16 protein-coding genes are annotated in these 16,041 nt (G+C 64.5%); 6 read left to right on the forward strand and 10 right to left on the reverse strand.

All coding sequences use genetic code 11. The annotated features are described in order from the left end of the window. Positions 1–126 precede the first annotated feature (126 nt). The 5 genes from AC1RQP_RS35525 to hemH form a co-directional block, all read right to left on the reverse strand. Positions 127–570 carry an NfeD family protein gene (locus AC1RQP_RS35525; RefSeq protein WP_239620841.1) on the reverse strand — a complete coding sequence of 148 codons (444 nt, stop codon included), beginning with the start codon at positions 568–570 and terminating at the stop codon, positions 127–129. 15 nt (positions 571–585) lie between these two features. Continuing rightward, positions 586–2,016: a hypothetical protein gene (locus AC1RQP_RS35530; protein ID WP_492941947.1), complete on the reverse strand. Its 1,431-nt coding sequence runs from the start codon at positions 2,014–2,016 to the stop codon at positions 586–588. Positions 2,017–2,024: 8 nt separating this feature from the next. Further along, positions 2,025–3,020, reverse strand: a complete 996-nt coding sequence (locus AC1RQP_RS35535) for an SPFH domain-containing protein (protein ID WP_492941949.1) — start codon at positions 3,018–3,020, stop codon at positions 2,025–2,027. 229 nt (positions 3,021–3,249) lie between these two features. After that, on the reverse strand, positions 3,250–4,224 hold the full coding sequence (locus AC1RQP_RS35540; protein WP_492941951.1) for an ABC transporter substrate-binding protein: 975 nt from the start codon (positions 4,222–4,224) through the stop codon (positions 3,250–3,252). 10 nt (positions 4,225–4,234) lie between these two features. After that, the gene (gene hemH, locus AC1RQP_RS35545; RefSeq protein WP_492941952.1) at positions 4,235–5,272 is read right to left on the reverse strand and encodes a ferrochelatase; all 1,038 of its coding nucleotides are present in this window, start codon (positions 5,270–5,272) and stop codon (positions 4,235–4,237) included. An 81-nt stretch (positions 5,273–5,353) separates the two neighbouring features. On the opposite strand from hemH, the gene AC1RQP_RS35550 reads away from it, so the two are divergent. Further along, on the forward strand, positions 5,354–5,752 hold the full coding sequence (locus AC1RQP_RS35550) for an MAPEG family protein (RefSeq protein WP_239620835.1): 399 nt from the start codon (positions 5,354–5,356) through the stop codon (positions 5,750–5,752). Positions 5,753–5,913: 161 nt separating this feature from the next. Here the strand turns inward: AC1RQP_RS35550 and AC1RQP_RS35555 are convergent, their stop codons facing one another. The 3 genes from AC1RQP_RS35555 to AC1RQP_RS35565 are packed head-to-tail and all read right to left on the reverse strand — an operon-like array spanning position 5,914 to position 9,754. Next, positions 5,914–7,038 (reverse strand): nickel/cobalt transporter, encoded by a 1,125-nt coding sequence (locus tag AC1RQP_RS35555; protein ID WP_492941955.1) that lies wholly within the window; start codon positions 7,036–7,038, stop codon positions 5,914–5,916. Then, the gene (locus AC1RQP_RS35560) at positions 7,035–7,673 is read right to left on the reverse strand and encodes a DUF1007 family protein (protein ID WP_492941957.1); all 639 of its coding nucleotides are present in this window, start codon (positions 7,671–7,673) and stop codon (positions 7,035–7,037) included. The genes AC1RQP_RS35555 and AC1RQP_RS35560 overlap by 4 nt, the downstream gene beginning before the upstream one ends. Next, positions 7,673–9,754, reverse strand: a complete 2,082-nt coding sequence (locus AC1RQP_RS35565; protein ID WP_492941958.1) for a M3 family metallopeptidase — start codon at positions 9,752–9,754, stop codon at positions 7,673–7,675. The genes AC1RQP_RS35560 and AC1RQP_RS35565 overlap by 1 nt, the downstream gene beginning before the upstream one ends. 136 nt (positions 9,755–9,890) lie before the next feature. On the opposite strand from AC1RQP_RS35565, the gene AC1RQP_RS35570 reads away from it, so the two are divergent. From AC1RQP_RS35570 to AC1RQP_RS35590, 5 genes are all read left to right on the forward strand, one after another. Next, positions 9,891–10,145 carry a hypothetical protein gene (locus tag AC1RQP_RS35570; protein WP_028179193.1) on the forward strand — a complete coding sequence of 85 codons (255 nt, stop codon included), beginning with the start codon at positions 9,891–9,893 and terminating at the stop codon, positions 10,143–10,145. Between the two features lie 687 nt (positions 10,146–10,832). After that, the gene (locus AC1RQP_RS35575) at positions 10,833–11,975 is read left to right on the forward strand and encodes a type III PLP-dependent enzyme (RefSeq protein WP_239620823.1); all 1,143 of its coding nucleotides are present in this window, start codon (positions 10,833–10,835) and stop codon (positions 11,973–11,975) included. A 144-nt stretch (positions 11,976–12,119) separates the two neighbouring features. Then, a complete protein-coding gene (locus AC1RQP_RS35580; RefSeq protein WP_492941961.1) occupies positions 12,120–12,707 on the forward strand; it encodes a GNAT family N-acetyltransferase in 588 nt (195 codons plus the stop codon). Positions 12,708–12,847: 140 nt separating this feature from the next. Then, the gene (locus tag AC1RQP_RS35585; RefSeq protein ID WP_492942068.1) at positions 12,848–13,243 is read left to right on the forward strand and encodes a RidA family protein; all 396 of its coding nucleotides are present in this window, start codon (positions 12,848–12,850) and stop codon (positions 13,241–13,243) included. Positions 13,244–13,290: 47 nt separating this feature from the next. Further along, positions 13,291–14,733: a homospermidine synthase gene (locus AC1RQP_RS35590; RefSeq protein WP_492941963.1), complete on the forward strand. Its 1,443-nt coding sequence runs from the start codon at positions 13,291–13,293 to the stop codon at positions 14,731–14,733. A 152-nt stretch (positions 14,734–14,885) separates the two neighbouring features. Here the strand turns inward: AC1RQP_RS35590 and AC1RQP_RS35595 are convergent, their stop codons facing one another. Together AC1RQP_RS35595 and AC1RQP_RS35600 are read right to left on the reverse strand one after the other, a co-directional pair. Beyond that, positions 14,886–15,218 carry a hypothetical protein gene (locus tag AC1RQP_RS35595; RefSeq protein WP_239629546.1) on the reverse strand — a complete coding sequence of 111 codons (333 nt, stop codon included), beginning with the start codon at positions 15,216–15,218 and terminating at the stop codon, positions 14,886–14,888. 103 nt (positions 15,219–15,321) lie between these two features. Next, positions 15,322–16,038 carry an MgtC/SapB family protein gene (locus tag AC1RQP_RS35600; RefSeq protein ID WP_239620818.1) on the reverse strand — a complete coding sequence of 239 codons (717 nt, stop codon included), beginning with the start codon at positions 16,036–16,038 and terminating at the stop codon, positions 15,322–15,324. Between the last annotated feature and the right edge of the window lie 3 nt (positions 16,039–16,041).

The following is a 16,041-nucleotide window of genomic DNA, read 5'->3' on the forward strand; positions in this document are numbered from 1 at the left end:
TTGTCCCGGCCATCCACGCCTTTCCACGCAGCCAAAGAACGTGGATGCCCGGGACAAGCCCGGGCATGACGACCTCTGCAATATTCAAATGCGATTGCCCTCCCCTCCAGGGGAGGGTGAGAGCGATTACGCCGCGGCCACCGTCAGGTTCGCACCGTCGACCTGCACCACCTTGACCCGCGTGCCCGCCGGCGTATCCGGGCCGGCGACGCGCCACACCGTGTCGCCGATGCGCATGGTGCCCGAGCCGTCGATGATCGGCTTCTCCAGCGTGAACTCGCGCCCCAGCAGCGCCTCGCTGCGCTTGTTGAGGAACGGGCTGCCGCTCGCGTCCGGCTTCGGCCTGGCGAGGCGGCGCCACACCGGCACCGCGGCGGCGGCGAAGATCGCGAACATCACGAGCTGGATCTGCCAGGACATGCCGACCGCGAACGAGATCAGCCCGACCAGCAGCGCAGCCAGTCCGAGCCAGAACAGGAAGATGCCCGGCGCCAGCACCTCCAGCGCCATCAGGACGAAGCCGAAGATCAGCCAGTTCCAGGTGCCGAGCGATACGAACATGTCGGTCATGATACGGCCTCTTTCCTATAAAGTCTTTCCGCTCGATGCGCTTGGCAGCCTGAAATGATCCTCCAGCCAGCGCAGAGCTTCGTCGTCCTCCTCCAAACGAAGTGCATCTAGTCGATTCCACTTTTCGAGTACGGGCGCCATCCCGACCATTCTACTCCCAACCTCGACCTCGGTCGGCAAGAGTTCCTTGACCTTGTGCCGCCTGAAACGCTTCCTTACGACTTTGGCGGAAAGGTTGATCATTTCTCCAGAGGAGTTCGCAGCAGCTAGCATGATCGTCTCTCCGCGGTTGGGAGCATCAACCGCAAATTTTCCCTTTGGAGTCTGCTCTCGGGGAGCTGTCCAAGCTTCTGAAATTTGAATCAACCCATCAGCTCCCGACCTGAACACAACGTGCGCGATGTCTCTCATTAGAAGGTACTTGTCGATTCGATGCCGCGGCGCCGCAACAATGAGGTCAATCGGCACATTTCCCTTCAAAAGGACAAACATCGACGCGTGATATCCGTCCTTGAGCATCACCGTTCTTGCATTTTTGAAGTATATCTCGGCCACGTCTCGCAAAGACTTAGCCGCCGCCAAACCATCCCAATTGGAGCGATCTCCGTAGCGCTTGGATGCCTTCTCCACTGACTTGCGCTCGATCGATCGAAATTCTCTCCGATGGCCCAGGATCGAACCATCCTTCACCGCAATGTAAATGCCACGGTCACCGAACGGGCGCTCCATGCTGGGAACGCGCCCATCAGGAAGCAAGTTGCGTATCAGGTGCTCTCCCATTTCGGGACTGTGATCTGGAATAACTATCTGGCAATGTTCGTGTAGCGACACAATCATAAGTGCCAGCTGCCCGTAAACATGGGCCAGTGCGTCTAAAACTTCGTGCTCAGGCAGTTCGACATCGACCCATCGCCGCTCAATCGCTATCGCTCCGTTCTCGATGACGTGCTCATCCAGCAACTCAGAAGGAATACTCCTCCTAAATTGCTCACATGACCACGCGACATCTGGCGACAACCAAGGCGTCTTTGGATTGTGAGTGTATGCAGCAATCAACTCTGCGCGAACTTGGCTAAGAATTTCTAGATCGCCCTGCTTCTCGATCTTGTTCCGCGCCAACTTCGCCCACGTCATGATTGGGTCTTGGTCGAACTTGGCGCGGAATGGCTCGTACCACGAGTCGAAGTCAGGAATTGCCGACTTATGGCTTTGAAGAATAAAGGTCACGGTCCGAGCTGTTGCGATAGAATTCTGCAAGGAAATCAAAAATCCGGTAAATTCGAAATAGTTGGAAAGAGCATCGCTCCAGTTCACCTTTAGATGCGCTAGTCGTTTCAGAACAGCAGAAACAGCGTCTCGAAGATCTTCGGGAAGGGGACGCAATCGCTTTTTCGCCCGCCGATTGGGCGGAGAATCAGTTTCTCGGCCGTCGGAATCAGACGCCATCAGTTTGACTATCCCTGCCGTGGCGGTACCGCCGGCGGCGTGCTGCCGGTCGGTGGCACGGAACCACGGCGGGCGGCCGCGGACACCGCGCCTTCGCCGAACGTCGCCTTGGCGATCTCGCCGATGCCGGCGAGCGAGCCCAGCATGCTCATCGCTTCGACTGGAAGCATGATGACCTTCTGGTTCGGCGAGTCCGCCAGCTGCCCGAACGCCTTGATATATTTGTCGGCGATGAAATAGTTCAATGCGGCGACGTCGCCCTTGGAAATCGCTTCGCTCACCATCTGGGTGGCCTTCGCCTCGGCCTCCGCCGAACGCTCGCGTGCCTCGGCGTCGCGGAACGCCGCTTCCTTGCGGCCTTCCGCCTGGAGGATCTGGCCCTGCTTGGCGCCCTCGGCGCGCAGGATCTCCGACTGCCGCTGGCCTTCGGCGGCCAGAATATCGGCACGCTTGACGCGCTCGGCCTTCATCTGCCGGCCCATGGCTTCGACGAGATCGGCGGGCGGCACGATGTCCTTGATCTCGATGCGGTTGACCTTCAGGCCCCAGGGCGAGACCGCGGCGTCGACGACGCGCAAGAGGCGCTCGTTGATCTCGTCGCGATGCGACAGCACCTGGTCGAGGTCCATCGAGCCCATCACCGACCGGATGTTGGTCATGGTGAGGACCGTGATCCCCTGGTTGAGATTGGCGACCTCGTAGCTCGCCTTTGCGGCATCGAACACCTGGTAGAAGGCGACGCCGTCCACCGTCACGGTGGCGTTGTCCTTGGTGATCACCTCCTGCTCTGGAATGTCGATCACCTGCTCCATCATGTTGATCTTGCGCCCGACGCGATCGAAATAGGGCACGATCAGATTGAGGCCGGGGCTCAGCGTCTGCGTGTATTTGCCGAACCGCTCGATGGTCCAGTCATAGCCCTGCGGTACCGTCTTCACGCCGGCCACCAGCGTGACGATGACGAGCAACACCAGAACAATAGCGAAAATGTCGAAACCGCTCATATCTCCTCCAAGCCGGGAAAAAGCCCTTTCCGGCGCTGTCATTGGTCGGCATCACGATCCTACCGGTTCAGCGGTCGCGCGTAACGTCGATATCGGTGCGATTCTGCACAAGTGGCGCGGAGAGGGAATGCTCGCGATATGTATTTGCGACAGGCTCTTGAAAGCGAGCGGGCGCCCACCCACTGACAGATATCAACACATCCGGCGATGCCGTCCGCGGCGGGCGGCGTCATTCGATGACGTCGTTCGCGATTGCCAGGAGGCCTTCGGAAAGAGTGACGCCAAGCTCTTTGGCCGTCTTCAGGTTGATCGTCAGTTCGAACTTGGTGGGGTTCTGGACCGGCAGATCGGCCGCCTGCGTACCCCTGAGGATGCGGTCGATGTAGTCCGCGGCGCGCCGGAGCTGCTCGGCGCTGTCGGTGCTGTAGGACATCAGCCCGCCCTCGTCGACGAAGGTCCGGCTCCAGAATACCGCGGGCACGCGCGCCTGTGCGATCGCCGAGAGCAGTTGCGCGCGGTTGGCCATGGTGAAGAAGTCCGGCAGGACCAGGATGGCGCCGTCCTTCCGCGAAGCCAGCGCCCCGATCGAGGCGGCGTCATGGACCGGCGCGGGCTCGATCATCACGTGCAGCGTCCGTGCGGCATCCTCGATGGTGCGCAGCATCAGGGGCGCGAACGGCGCGGTGGCGGGATTGTAGACGACGAGCACGCGACGGACGGGCGGCGTGACCTGGGTCAGCATCTCCAGCCATTTGCCGGCGAGCGGACCGTCATAATCGGTGAAGCCGGTGATGTTGCCGCCGGGATGCGCGAGGTTTTCGACAAAGCCCTGGCTGACGGGATCGGTGACGACGGCGAACACGATCGGGATCGTCGTGGTGCGCCGGCGCAGTTCCTCCACCGAGGGCGTGCCGACCGCGAGCATGATGTCGGGCTTGAGCGCGACCAGCTCGTCCGCAAGCTGCGCGATGCGGGCGCGGTCGCCGCCGCCGCTGCGCCAGTCGATCTTGAGGTTGTCCCGCTCCTTCCAGCCGAGGCCGGCGAGCGCCTCGACCAGGATCGTGCTGCGGGCCTGCCCGATCGCGTCGGCGGCGGCCGTGACCGAGAGCACGCCGAGCCGCCGCGTCGCGTGCGGCTGCGCCAGCACCGCGGCCGGCAGCGCCCCGATCATCCCGAGAAGCGCCAGGAACTCACGGCGGTTCATGGGGCGCACATCAGATCCAGCCCTGAAGCTCGCGCAGCACCAGGGTGCGGATCACGTCCATGCCGGGTTCGCTATCGTTGAGACACGGGATCGCGGAAAACTGCTCGCCGCCATTGTGCTTGAAGATCTCGGCGTTCTCCTGCGCGATCTCCTCCAGCGTCTCCAGGCAGTCGGCGGAAAAGCCCGGCGTCACCACCGCGATGCGGCGCACGCCTTCCTTGGCGAGCCGCTCCATGGTCTTGTCGGTGTAGGGCTGGAGCCACTCGTCATTGCCGAAGCGCGACTGGAAGGTCAGCAGCAGCTTCGTCTCGTCCATGCCGAGCCGGCGGCGCAGCGCCTGCGTCGTGGCAATGCAGTGCTGCTGATAGGGATCGCCCTTCTCGACATAGGATTTCGGCATGCCGTGGAAGGACGCCACGATCAGCTCCGGCTTGAAGGACAGCGTCGCCAGATGCGCTTCGATCGAGGTCGCGAGCGCCTCGATATAGGCCGCATCTTCATAATAGGGCGGCGTCACCCGCACCGTCGGCTGGTTACGCAAGCGGGCCAGCACGCGGAACACTTCGTCGCAGACGGTCGCCGAGGTCGAGGCGGAATATTGCGGATAGAGCGGCACGGCGAGAATGCGCTCGCACCCTTTCGCGATCAGCGCGTCGATGCCCGCTTTGATCGAGGGATTGCCGTAGCGCATCGCCCAATCGACGACGACGTGGTCGCGGCCCGACAAGGCGGCTGCGAGCTTGTCGCTTTGCGAGCGCGTGATGGTCTTCAGCGGCGACTCGTTCCGCTCGGTATTCCAGATCTTCTGGTAGTCCAACGCCTTGGTGCGGGGACGGCTGCGCAGGATGATCCCGTTCAGCACCAGCTTCCAGACCAGGCCCTGGTCCTCGATGACGCGGGCGTCACTGAGGAACTCCCTGAGGTAGACCCGTACGCCCGGCGCATCGGCGGTGTCAGGCGTTCCGAGATTGACCAGGAGCACGCCAACGCGCGGCAAGGCGGATCGGGTGGCCGGTCTCGTGGTCTCGATGGGGACGACACTGGTCATGGCTCTGTGGGTCGCGCGTTGGTCCGAACTTGTCAAGATGAGCCGGGGTTCGCTAGGGTCGCACCCGAGAGGGGGAGAAAGATGACGCTCGCGGAATGGTGCGTATTCGGAGCGCTGCTGCTTTATCTCTTAACGATCGCCTCGATCAAATGGATCAGGTTTCGCCGCTTCGACAATTCCCGGCCGCGCGATCCCGCCTTTTATGAGGACGCCCTCTCGCAGCGCGCACTCGGGGCGCACCAGAACGGCATCGAGACCTTTCCGTTCTTCGCCTTCGCGGTGCTGCTCGCCGAATACCGGGACTCGCCGCAGCGCCTGATCGACGAGCTCGCGGCGCTGTTCCTGATCGTGCGCCTCGCCTATGTGCTCACCTATCTCGGCAACCGCCCGACCCTGCGCTCGATCCTCTGGAGCATCGGCTTTGCGATCAATCTCGGGATCTTCTTCATGCCGGCCTTGAAGCGGTTCCTGCCGGTGTGAGGTTGTGAGACCGTGTCCCGGACGCGGTGCAGCGCCCTTGCGCTGCTCCGCAGAGCCGGGACCCAGAGGACGCTACCCGAGCGTGCGTGCGGAGAGGTGGGCCCCGGCTCTGCAGCGCACCGTCGAAGGGACGCTGCGCCGCGTCCGGGGCACGAGTGTGGCTAGAAACACGTCGTCCGCTCAGCCGCGATGTAGCCGAACAGCAGGCCGACGCCGAACAGCAGCACGAGGCCGGCGGCGCCGAATTCGATGCCGCGCATGAAGAGCGCACCGCCGCCGTCGCGCCCGGCGCTGAGGCGGGCGGCGATGTCCTTGGCGGAGACGGCGACGATCGCGATGGCCGCGACCGTGATCGCGGTGCCGAGACCCATCAGGAAGGTTGCGGCGACGCCGGCCCAGAACAGGCCCTGGGCCAGTGCGAACACCAGGACCAGGATCGCACCCGAGCACGGGCGGATGCCGACGGTCAGGATCGCAGCGAGCCCGCGCCGCCAGCCGCCGGGGCCAGCGAGTTCGCTGGGGGTGGGGCCGTGGGAATGGCCGCAATGCTCGTCATGGACGTGACCATGGCCGTGGTCATGGTGAGCGTGGCTGTGGCCATGGTGATGATCATGCCCGTGATCGTGGTCATGATGAGCATGGGCATCACGGTGATGGTGATGATCGTGATCATGATGGTGCGGCACGCCCGCAATCGCCGGCACCGGCTGGGCGGCCTGAAGCGCGCGGATGAAAGTGCCGCCCTTGACCCAGACCAGGCGCAGGCCGAACAGCGCGATCAGGGCGTAGCTCGCGATCTCGATCACCCCTTCCGCCCTGCACATGGTCTTTGCGGTCGCATTCAGGATCCAGGCCGAAATGCCGACGATGAGGATCGCCACCAGCGACTGCATCAGGGCCGAGGCGAAGGACAGCGCAATGCCGCGCCGCGCGGTCTCGCGGTTGGCGACCAGGTATGAGGCGATCACCGCCTTGCCGTGGCCGGGACCTGCGGCGTGAAAGATGCCATAGGCAAACGAGATGAAGAGCAGCGTCCACACCGCCGATCCGTCCGACTTCGCGGCCCGGATGGTCGCCGACATCTGCCGATAGAATTCCGACTGCTTTGCCAGCAGCCAGCCGATGATGCCGCCGGCTTCAGGCTCGGCCGCCTGCGCCGGTCGCGGCGCGCCGAACGGATTTTGCGCAAGCAGATCATGGAGCGCGGCATCGGCCACGGCCACGACCAGCAGAACGGCGGTGCAGGCGAGCAGCCCGCGCGCGAGCGGAGAGAGTTGCGGCTTCAAGGGCAATCCACCGTGATCTTGTTGGCGAACATCATGCCGAAATTCGAGTTCTCGCCGTTCAGGAAGGTCTGCTCGTTCAGCTTCTGCGCGCTCGCGGTGCCGTCGTTCGGTCGCTCCAGCTTCATCTGGCAGCCCGCGGGCGCGCCGACCAGCCTGACCGGATTGTCCTTGGCCATCTGGAAGTCGATGAAGAAGGAGCGGTCGAACACTTCGAGCACCAGCTGCCTGGGCTTGACCGGGTTCTTCAGCGGCAGCGTGAAGTGCAGGGTCAGCACCGTGTCCTTGTAGTCGAGGAAGTAGTCGACCGGCTCCTGGAATCTTTCCTTCTTGCCGTCGGCTCGCGCGAAGGTGAAGTAGGCGTATTCCTTCAGCGACTCGACATTGGTCTGCGCCAGCGGCGTCAGCTCCTCGCGCGTATAGGCGCCCTTGGTCTTGCTCTCGAGCCCCTGCACCGCATAGGCCGAGAACATGTCGTCGAAGGTCCAGGCATGGCGCACGCCGGTGATGCTGCCGTCCGCCGCGTAGAGCAGCTCGCTGGTCGCAGTGATCCAGACATGCGGATGCGCCTGCGCCGCACCCGCCGCGAGCGTGAGGCCGGCGGCGAGCAGCCATCCGTAAAGAGTGCGCATCTCCATCAGGCCGCCTTTGCGTCGTCGAGCAGGCCGCGACGGCGCAGCAGCGCGTCGGGCTCGGGCGGGCGGCCGCGGAAGGCCTCGTAGGCAGCTTCGGGATCGACCGATCCGCCGCTCGAATAGATATCGTCGTGCAGGCGTTTTGCCACGGCAGGATCGAAGATGTCCCCGGCCTCCTCGAAGGCGCCGAAGGCATCGGCGTCCATCACCTCCGACCACATGTAGCTGTAATAGCCCGCGGCATAGTGATCGCCGGTGAAGATGTGGCCGAACTGCGTGGGCCGGTGCCGCAGCGCGATCTCCTCGGGCATCCCGATCTTCTCCAGCTCGTGTCTCTCGAAGGCGCGGACATCCTGCGCGGCGGCGGCCGGCTGGGTGTGGAATTCGAGGTCGACCAGCGCCGAGGACACGAACTCGACCGTGGCGAAGCCCTGGTTGAACTTTCGCGCGGCAAGGAACCGTTGCAGCAGCTCGTCCGGCAGCGGCTCGCCGGTCTGGTAATGGCGGGCGAACTTCTGCAGCACCTCGGGCCGCTCCTGCCAGTGCTCGTAGAGCTGCGACGGCAGCTCTACGAAGTCGGTGAACACGGACGTGCCCGACAGCGAGGGGTAGGTCACGTTGGAGAGCATGCCGTGCAGGCCGTGGCCGAACTCGTGGAACAGGGTGCGGGCATCGTCGGGCGACAGCAGCGAAGGCTCGCCGCCGGCGCCCTTGGCGAAATTACAGATGTTGAGAACGAGCGGCGCGACATCGCCGTCGAGCTTCTGCTGGTCGCGCAGCGAGGTCATCCAGGCGCCGGAGCGCTTCGAGGGCCTGGCGAAGTAGTCGCCATAGAACAGCGCCTTGTGCTTGCCGTCCCTGCCCTTCATCTCCCAGACCCGGACGTCTGGGTGCCAGACCGGAACATCCTTGCGCTCCTCGAAGGTGACGCCGAACAGGCGCGTGGCGCAGTCGAATGCGGCGGCGATCATGTTGTCGAGCGCAAGATAAGGCTTGATCGCGGCGTCGTCGAAATTGGCGCGCTGAAGGCGCAGCTTCTCGGCATAGAAGCGCCAGTCCCAGGGCGCGAGCTTGAAATTGCCGCCCTCTTCCGTGATCAGCGCCTGCATCTCGTCGCGGTCCGCGAGCGCGCGTGCCCGCGCCGGCTTCCACACCCGCTCCAACAGGCCCCGCACCGCATCCGGCGTCTTGGCCATGGAGTCCTCGAGCCGGTAGGCGGCATAGGTCGGGTAGCCCAGGAGCCTGGCGCTCTCCTCGCGCAGCTTCAGGACCTCGACGATGGTCGCGTTGTTGTCGTTGGCGTTGCCGTTGTCGCCGCGCGCAATGAAGGCCTTGTAGACCTTCTCGCGGAGGTCACGCCGGGCCGAGCTCTTCAGGAACTGCTCGACCGAGGAACGCGACAGCGTGACGATGGCCTTGCCTTCCATGCCGCGCTCTTCTGCCGCAGCCTTGGCGCTGGCGACGAAGCTCTCCGGCAGGCCCTGGCGGTCGGCCTCCGCCAACTCCATGAACCACTCCTGCTCGTCCCCGAGCAGATGGTGGCTGAAGCCGGTGCCGAGCTGAGCCAGCCTCTCGTTGATCTCGGCCATCCGCGCCTTGGCCTCCTCCGAGAGACCGGCGCCGGAGCGGTGGAAGCGGGTGTAGGTGCGCTCGAGCAGGCGAAGCTGCTCGGGCGTGAGCCCAAGATCGGCGCGGTTCTCGTGCAGCTGGGCGATGCGGCCGAACAGCACGGCGTTCATCATGATCGGATTCCAGTGCCGCGCCATCCGCAAGGAGACCTCCTTGTCGATCTCCAGGATGGCCGGGTTGGAATGCGCCGAGACGAGGTCGTAGAAGACCGCCGCGACCTTGCTCAGCAGCTTGCCCGAGCGCTCCAGCGCCGTGATGGTGTTGGCGAAGTCGGGCGCCGCCGGATCGTTGATGATCGCCGCGATCTCGGCGGAGTGGTCGGCGAAGGCCTGCTCGAACGCCGGAAGGAAGTGCTCCGGCTTGATCTCGTCGAAGGGCGGGGTCGCAAACGGCGTCGTCCAGGCCTTCAGCAGCGGGTTGGTCTCGACGTCCGTAGTTTGGCGGGTTTCTGACATCACAAGTCCCGAATTCGTGGCTCGATTGTTGCGGCCAGCTATAGCACGCGATGGGGCTTTTTTGGGCCATTTGCCCTTGCTCCCGGCCGCCTTTTCGGGGAGATTGCGCCCCTTCGAAGCTACGGACCCTGAGCTCATGAACGCGCCTTCCTCATCTTCCCGTCAGATCGCCTGGCCGAGCGTCATCACCGTCATCAGCGCCGCCATCCTGATCGGCGCCGAGGTGTTCGGCGCGGCCTTTGCCGGCGGCTGGGCGCTCGCGATCCTGTTCGGGCTCGGCGACCAGGGCGCCCACATCCTCCAGGCCGTGCTGTTCGCACTCGGCGTGCTCGTGATGACCGCGTTCATCCGCGGAGCGCAGCGCGTCGAGCCGTTCACGAAGCGCGGCTGACGCTCACGCGCGACAGACACGCGCGCTGCACGAAGAAGCTTAACGCGCGTTCATCTTCCGCGTCGCTCGCGCAACACTGCGCAAGCAGATGTTAGGCAATTCGGTTGGCAGCCTAAAAAAATTCTTGCGAAGCAGAGTCAAAACGCTTATGTGCGGATTTGCCCAATTTCGCACGTGCCTGTGGTCGTGTGTCAGTCGGTAGGTATCCGGACAAGAGGCCGGACAGCCGCCAAGGGGTGAAGAAGCCGAGGGGCTCTTCGGAAGTGCAGAAGTCGGAAGGCCCAACGTCACAAGACGAGAAGGTCAGACGACGAAGCAAACCCGGAGCGCCCAGCATCTCTCTCAAAGAGATGCCATGTCGAAGGTGACTTTACTCTTTGCAACCGTGACTGGCAGCCGGAGGCGAACCGGCGCACCCCGCTCTCAACGGGGGACGCGACTTAAAGCAACGACGGATCGGGCTTTTTTGGTCTCTACCGGCAGTCCAACGCCGGCGCGGGCTACTGAAAAGGCTTGTCCTTCATTGCCAGGTGTGCGGGCGGGAACACTCCCAACCAATCCACGGCAGCACAGTCTGGTTTGAGTCTTGTGGCTTCGTCGCGCCTCCATCGCGCGATCCGGCCAGAGCACTCTTATCCGACGTCATGTTTTGAACGGGCCCGTCGCTGGGCCGTTTGGGAGAGTGCCATGACCGAACGTATCCAGGAATTCCTGCGCAATCGCCGCAAGGATGGCCTCGACACCGAGCCGTGCCTCGTCGTCGACCTCGAGGTCGTGCGCGACAATTACCAGAGCTTTGCCAAGGCGCTGCCCGACAGCCGCGTGTTCTACGCCGTCAAGGCGAACCCGGCGCCGGAAGTGCTGGCCCTGCTCGCCTCCATGGGCTCCTGCTTCGACACCGCGACCGTCGCCGAGATCGAGATGGCGCTGGCCGCTGGTGCGACGCCCGACCGCATCTCCTTCGGCAACACGATCAAGAAGGAGCGCGACATCGCGCGCGCCTTCGCGCTCGGCATCCGGCTGTTCGCCGTGGACTGCGCCGCCGAAGTCGAGAAGGTCGCCCGTGCCGCCCCCGGCGCGAAGGTGTTCTGCCGCATCCTCTATGACTGCGCCGGCGCCGAGTGGCCGCTGTCGCGCAAGTTCGGCTGCGACCCGGAGATGGCCGTCGAGGTGCTCGACCTCGCCAAGCGCCAGGGGCTGGAGCCGTGCGGCATCTCGTTCCATGTCGGCTCGCAGCAGCGCAAGGTGAAGGCGTGGGACCGCGCGCTGGCGATGGCCTCGCAGGTGTTCCGCGACTGCGCCGAGCGCGGCATCAACCTGTCCATGGTCAACATGGGCGGCGGCTTCCCGACCAGGTACCTGAAGGACGTGCCGCCGGTGGTGACCTACGGCCGTTCGATCTTCCGCGCGCTGCGCAAGCACTTCGGCAACCAGATCCCGGAGACCATCATCGAGCCGGGCCGCGGCATGGTGGGCAACGCCGGCATCATCGAATCCGAGGTCGTGCTCATCTCGAAGAAGAGCGACGAGGACGAGGTCCGCTGGGTCTACCTGGACATCGGCAAGTTCGGCGGTCTCGCCGAGACCATGGACGAGTCGATCCGTTACGCCATCCGCACCCGTCACGACGGCGCGGACATGACGCCGTGCGTGCTCGCAGGGCCGACCTGCGACAGCGCCGACGTGCTGTACGAGAAGAGCCCGTATCCGCTTCCCGTCACGCTTGAGATCGGCGACAAGGTGCTGATCGAAGGCACAGGGGCCTATACGTCGACCTACTCGTCGGTGGCGTTCAACGGCATTCCGCCGCTGAAGACGTATCACATCTGACTTGCCACATCTGATCCGCCTCCCTGTCTGAGGCCTGACGAACCCGGGAGCCGGTCCGCCGGCTCCCTTCCTGACATTGCCATTCTGACGACGCGCGAATCCGCGTGCCCCTGGCGCACGGATTCGAGCGAGGACTGACGTGCCATGACTGCTCCTCGGAAGCCACAGATCGCCCTCTCTTCGAAAGCCGCTCCGTTCGCGATCCGCAACGAGCGTGCCGCCGACGTCGCGACGCGTGAAGCGCTGCTCGATGCCTGCTTCGGCGAGACCCGCCACGGCCGCACCTGCCAGCGCCTGCGCGACGGGCGCGCACCTGCCGCCGGCCTCGCGCTGGCCGCAGTGCGCGAGGGCAAGCTCGTGGGAACCGTGCGGCTGTGGCACGTCAGCGCCGGAGGCAGGCCCGCTCTGGTCCTCGGACCGCTGGCGGTCGACCCTGCCTGCCGCGAGCTCGGGATTGGCGCCGCGCTGATGCATCAAGCGCTGGCCGCCGCCCGGGCGCGCGGGCATGCCGCCGTGATCCTGCTCGGCGACGCGCCCTATTACGCCCGCTTCGGCTTCGCGGCGGAGAAGACCGGCGAGCTCTCGCTGCCCGGCCCGTTCGAGCGCGATCGCCTGCTGGCGGTCGAATTCACCGATGGCGCGCTCGATGGCGCCGAAGGGATGATCGTCCCGACCGGCGCGGCCCTGCCCAAACGGAGGGCGGTTCGCGCCCTCCAGGCGCACGCGGCCTGAGAGATCGCCTTCATAGCGAAGAGCGCACCGTACCGAGCGGCAGCGCCCAAACGCGCCTGCGCTGGCTTCCTTTGGGGTTGCGCAGGCGCGAGAAACGCCCTTTAACCCGCGAAACACCGCATCCGTCGAGGCCCATGACCATGTCCCGTCGCCTGATCTCCACCGGCTCCCCGCTCGAGAAGACCGTCGGCTACAGCCGCGCCGTGATCGACGGCGATTTTGCCTTCGTCGCGGGAACGACCGGCTATGACTACACGACGATGACGATGCCGGCCGATGTCACGAGCCAGTCACGCAACTGCTTCAAGACCATCGAAGCCGCCCTGAAGGAGGGCGGATTCGAGATGGCCGATATCGTTCGTGCGACCTACTACGTCACCGACGCAAGCTACATCGACGCCCACTTCGCCGTCTGCGGCGAGGTTCTCGGTGACATCAGGCCGGCGGCGACGTTGCTGGTCGTCACCGCCCTCGCCAAGCCCGAGATGAAGGTCGAGATCGAAGTCACCGCCAAGCGGCGCAGCGTCAGCGCCTGAACCACCCCACCCTTGTGTCTGCCAGCACTTTCCGGAGAAACCATCCCATGAGCCCCGCCTCGCAGATCTACGCGAAGATCACCGGTCCCATCGTCATGGTCGGCTTCGGCTCCATCGGCAAAGGCACATTGCCGTTGATCGAGCGGCACCTCGACTACGACAAGTCGCGCATCACCGTGCTCGATCCCAAGGACGAGGGTCGCAAGGCGCTTTGCGAGAAGCACAATGTCAGGTTCATCCAGAAGGGCCTGACCAAGGACAATTATCGCGAGGTGCTGACCCCGCTGCTCACCGAGGGCGGCGGCCAGGGCTTTTGCGTCAATCTGTCGGTCGATACCGGCTCGACCGATATCATGGAGCTCTGCAACGAGCTCGGCGCTCTCTACATCGACACCGTCAACGAGCCCTGGCTCGGCTTCTATTTCGATCCTTCGAAGGGGCCCGAAGCGCGCTCCAACTACGCCCTGCGCGAAACCACCCTGGCCGCCAAGAAGGCGCGCCCGGCGGGCTCGACGACGGCCGTCTCCTGCTGCGGCGCCAACCCCGGCATGGTCTCCTTTTTCGTCAAGCAGGCGCTGCTCAATGTCGCCGCCGATCTGAAGCTCAATGCTCCCATGCCGAAAACCAAGGCGGAATGGGCGGATCTGATGCGACAGGCCGGCATCAAGGGCATCCACATCGCCGAGCGCGACACCCAGCGTTCCAAGACGCCGAAGGAGCCCGATGTCTTCGTCAACACCTGGTCGGTGGAAGGCTTCCTGTCGGAAGGCATGCAGCCGTCCGAGCTTGGTTGGGGCACCCATGAGAAATGGATGCCCGAGAATGCACATGGCCACGAAGCCGGCTGCGGCGCCGCCATCTATCTGATGCAGCCCGGCGCCAACACGCGCGTGCGCACCTGGTGCCCGACCCGCGGCGCGCAATATGGCTTCCTCGTCACCCACAACGAGTCGATCTCGATCGCGGATTACTTCACGGTGCGTGACGCATCGGGCACGGCGGTCTATCGGCCGACCTGCCACTACGCCTACCATCCGGCTGACGATGCCGTGCTGTCGCTGCATGAAATGTTCGGCCGCGCCGGGAAGATGCAGGAAAAGCACCACATCCTCGACGAGAACGAGATCGTCGATGGCATCGACGAACTCGGCGTGCTGCTGTTCGGCCATGACAAGAACGCCTACTGGTTCGGCTCGCAGCTCTCCATCGAAGAGACCCGCAAGCTCGCGCCCTATCAGAATGCCACCGGCCTGCAGGTGACCTCCGCCGTGCTCGGCGGAATGGTGTGGGCGCTGGAGAACCCGAACGAAGGCATCGTCGAAGCCGACGAGATGGATTTCGATCGCCTGCTGGAGATCCAGATGCCCTATCTCGGCCCCGTCAAGGGATTCTACACCGACTGGACGCCGCTGACGGATCGTCCTGGACTGTTTCCGGAAGACATCGACACCAGCGATCCCTGGCAGTTCCGTAACGTTCTGGTGCGGTGAAGGGGCGACGCGTCCCGCCTCGCCCACAACTGTCATGCCACGCGAAGGCGGGGCATCCAGTACGCCGCGGCTTCTCGGCTCTGTCACAACCGTCTCTGGAATACTGGATCACCCGCCTTCGCGGGTGATGACACCATTTGTGTGGAGGCGGCCTACTTCTTCTCGATCGGCGGCGCGATCTTTTCCGGCGGAGCCGGCGGCAGAGCCGGCTGGGTCGCCGCGCCTTGCGTCTGCGGATCGGGGCGTGCGGGCTCGGGGGCCGGCGTGGTCGGCCGGTCGCCGCCGGGCTTGGACTCCGCGGGCGTCCTGTTCTGATCGTCGGACGGGGTGCCCTGGAGCGGTGGCGTCGCCTGGGCCAGTTCCATCCGGCTTTCGGCGCGGATTTGTGCGAGGGATATCACTGACACCACGACGCCTGCTGCGAACAACGCGCCGGCAATTGTCAGATCGAGCTTCAGTCTGCGCTTCTCATCCTGGCCGGGCATATCGATCACCGCCTTTGTCCGCGGAATCAACGAAACCGAGGCCCGCCGGTTCCAGAGCCGAAGAAGCGGGAACCCGTCCCTTGCGCGCCAAAACGCCGCGCGCTCAATCGGTCGTGCTCACCTCCCAGGTGGCGTGGCGCACGCCCGGCAAATGCTGGAGATCTGTCGCCACCGCGTTCAGCTCGTTCGGATCGACCGCGGTCGCAACCAGCCGTGCGGCGATCTCGAGGACGTCCTCACCGATTTCGGCCACGTCGATATCGGCCACCGAATATTTCGCGGCCTCAAGCTTCTCGACGAGGCGGTCGCGCATATCAGGAAGAGCGTCGGCCGCAACCGCGAGCTTGAAATAGTAGCTCGCCTCCAGCGCCTTCTCGTTCAGCGGGATGCGGTTGATGGCATTGACCAGCGGGCGCAGCATGGTGTTGCCGGCGATGACGAAGACCGTCAACGCGGCCGCCTGCGCAATCATGTCGGCACCGGCGCAGGAGCCGACTGCGGCCGAAGCCCATAGCGTCGCCGCGGTGTTGAGCCCGCGCACGTCCATGCCCTGCTTCATGATGACGCCGGCGCCCAGGAAGCCGATGCCCGAGACAACATAGGCGATCACCCGCACCGCGCCGTCGGCGCCGTCCAGCTGCATCGCGAGATCGACGAAGGCGGCGGCGCCGACGGCAACCAGCACGTTGGTGCGCAGGCCCGCCGTGCGCTGGCGGTACTGCCGCTCGGCGCCGATCAGCGTCCCCAGCACGAAGGCCGTGAACAGGCTGATCAGCGTATCGCCGAAGTCGGCAAGCTGGAATGTCGTCAGAAACCGCATGGC

This window comes from Bradyrhizobium sp. GW821-FHT13H06 (genome assembly GCF_058803975.1).

Excerpts from the sequence above, each read along its gene's own strand:
- AC1RQP_RS35525 (WP_239620841.1), bottom strand. The coding sequence starts at position 570 with ATGACCGACATGTTCGTATCGCTCGGCACCTGGAACTGGCTGATCTTC.
- AC1RQP_RS35530 (WP_492941947.1), bottom strand. The coding sequence starts at position 2,016 with ATGGCGTCTGATTCCGACGGCCGAGAAACTGATTCTCCGCCCAATCGG.
- AC1RQP_RS35535 (WP_492941949.1), bottom strand. The coding sequence starts at position 3,020 with ATGAGCGGTTTCGACATTTTCGCTATTGTTCTGGTGTTGCTCGTCATC.
- AC1RQP_RS35540 (WP_492941951.1), bottom strand. The coding sequence starts at position 4,224 with ATGAACCGCCGTGAGTTCCTGGCGCTTCTCGGGATGATCGGGGCGCTG.
- hemH (WP_492941952.1), bottom strand. The coding sequence starts at position 5,272 with ATGACCAGTGTCGTCCCCATCGAGACCACGAGACCGGCCACCCGATCC.
- AC1RQP_RS35550 (WP_239620835.1), top strand. The coding sequence starts at position 5,354 with ATGACGCTCGCGGAATGGTGCGTATTCGGAGCGCTGCTGCTTTATCTC.
- AC1RQP_RS35560 (WP_492941957.1), bottom strand. The coding sequence starts at position 7,673 with ATGGAGATGCGCACTCTTTACGGATGGCTGCTCGCCGCCGGCCTCACG.
- AC1RQP_RS35565 (WP_492941958.1), bottom strand. The coding sequence starts at position 9,754 with ATGTCAGAAACCCGCCAAACTACGGACGTCGAGACCAACCCGCTGCTG.
- AC1RQP_RS35570 (WP_028179193.1), top strand. The coding sequence starts at position 9,891 with ATGAACGCGCCTTCCTCATCTTCCCGTCAGATCGCCTGGCCGAGCGTC.
- AC1RQP_RS35575 (WP_239620823.1), top strand. The coding sequence starts at position 10,833 with ATGACCGAACGTATCCAGGAATTCCTGCGCAATCGCCGCAAGGATGGC.
- AC1RQP_RS35580 (WP_492941961.1), top strand. The coding sequence starts at position 12,120 with ATGACTGCTCCTCGGAAGCCACAGATCGCCCTCTCTTCGAAAGCCGCT.
- AC1RQP_RS35585 (WP_492942068.1), top strand. The coding sequence starts at position 12,848 with ATGTCCCGTCGCCTGATCTCCACCGGCTCCCCGCTCGAGAAGACCGTC.
- AC1RQP_RS35590 (WP_492941963.1), top strand. The coding sequence starts at position 13,291 with ATGAGCCCCGCCTCGCAGATCTACGCGAAGATCACCGGTCCCATCGTC.
- AC1RQP_RS35595 (WP_239629546.1), bottom strand. The coding sequence starts at position 15,218 with ATGCCCGGCCAGGATGAGAAGCGCAGACTGAAGCTCGATCTGACAATT.
- AC1RQP_RS35600 (WP_239620818.1), bottom strand. The coding sequence starts at position 16,038 with ATGCGGTTTCTGACGACATTCCAGCTTGCCGACTTCGGCGATACGCTG.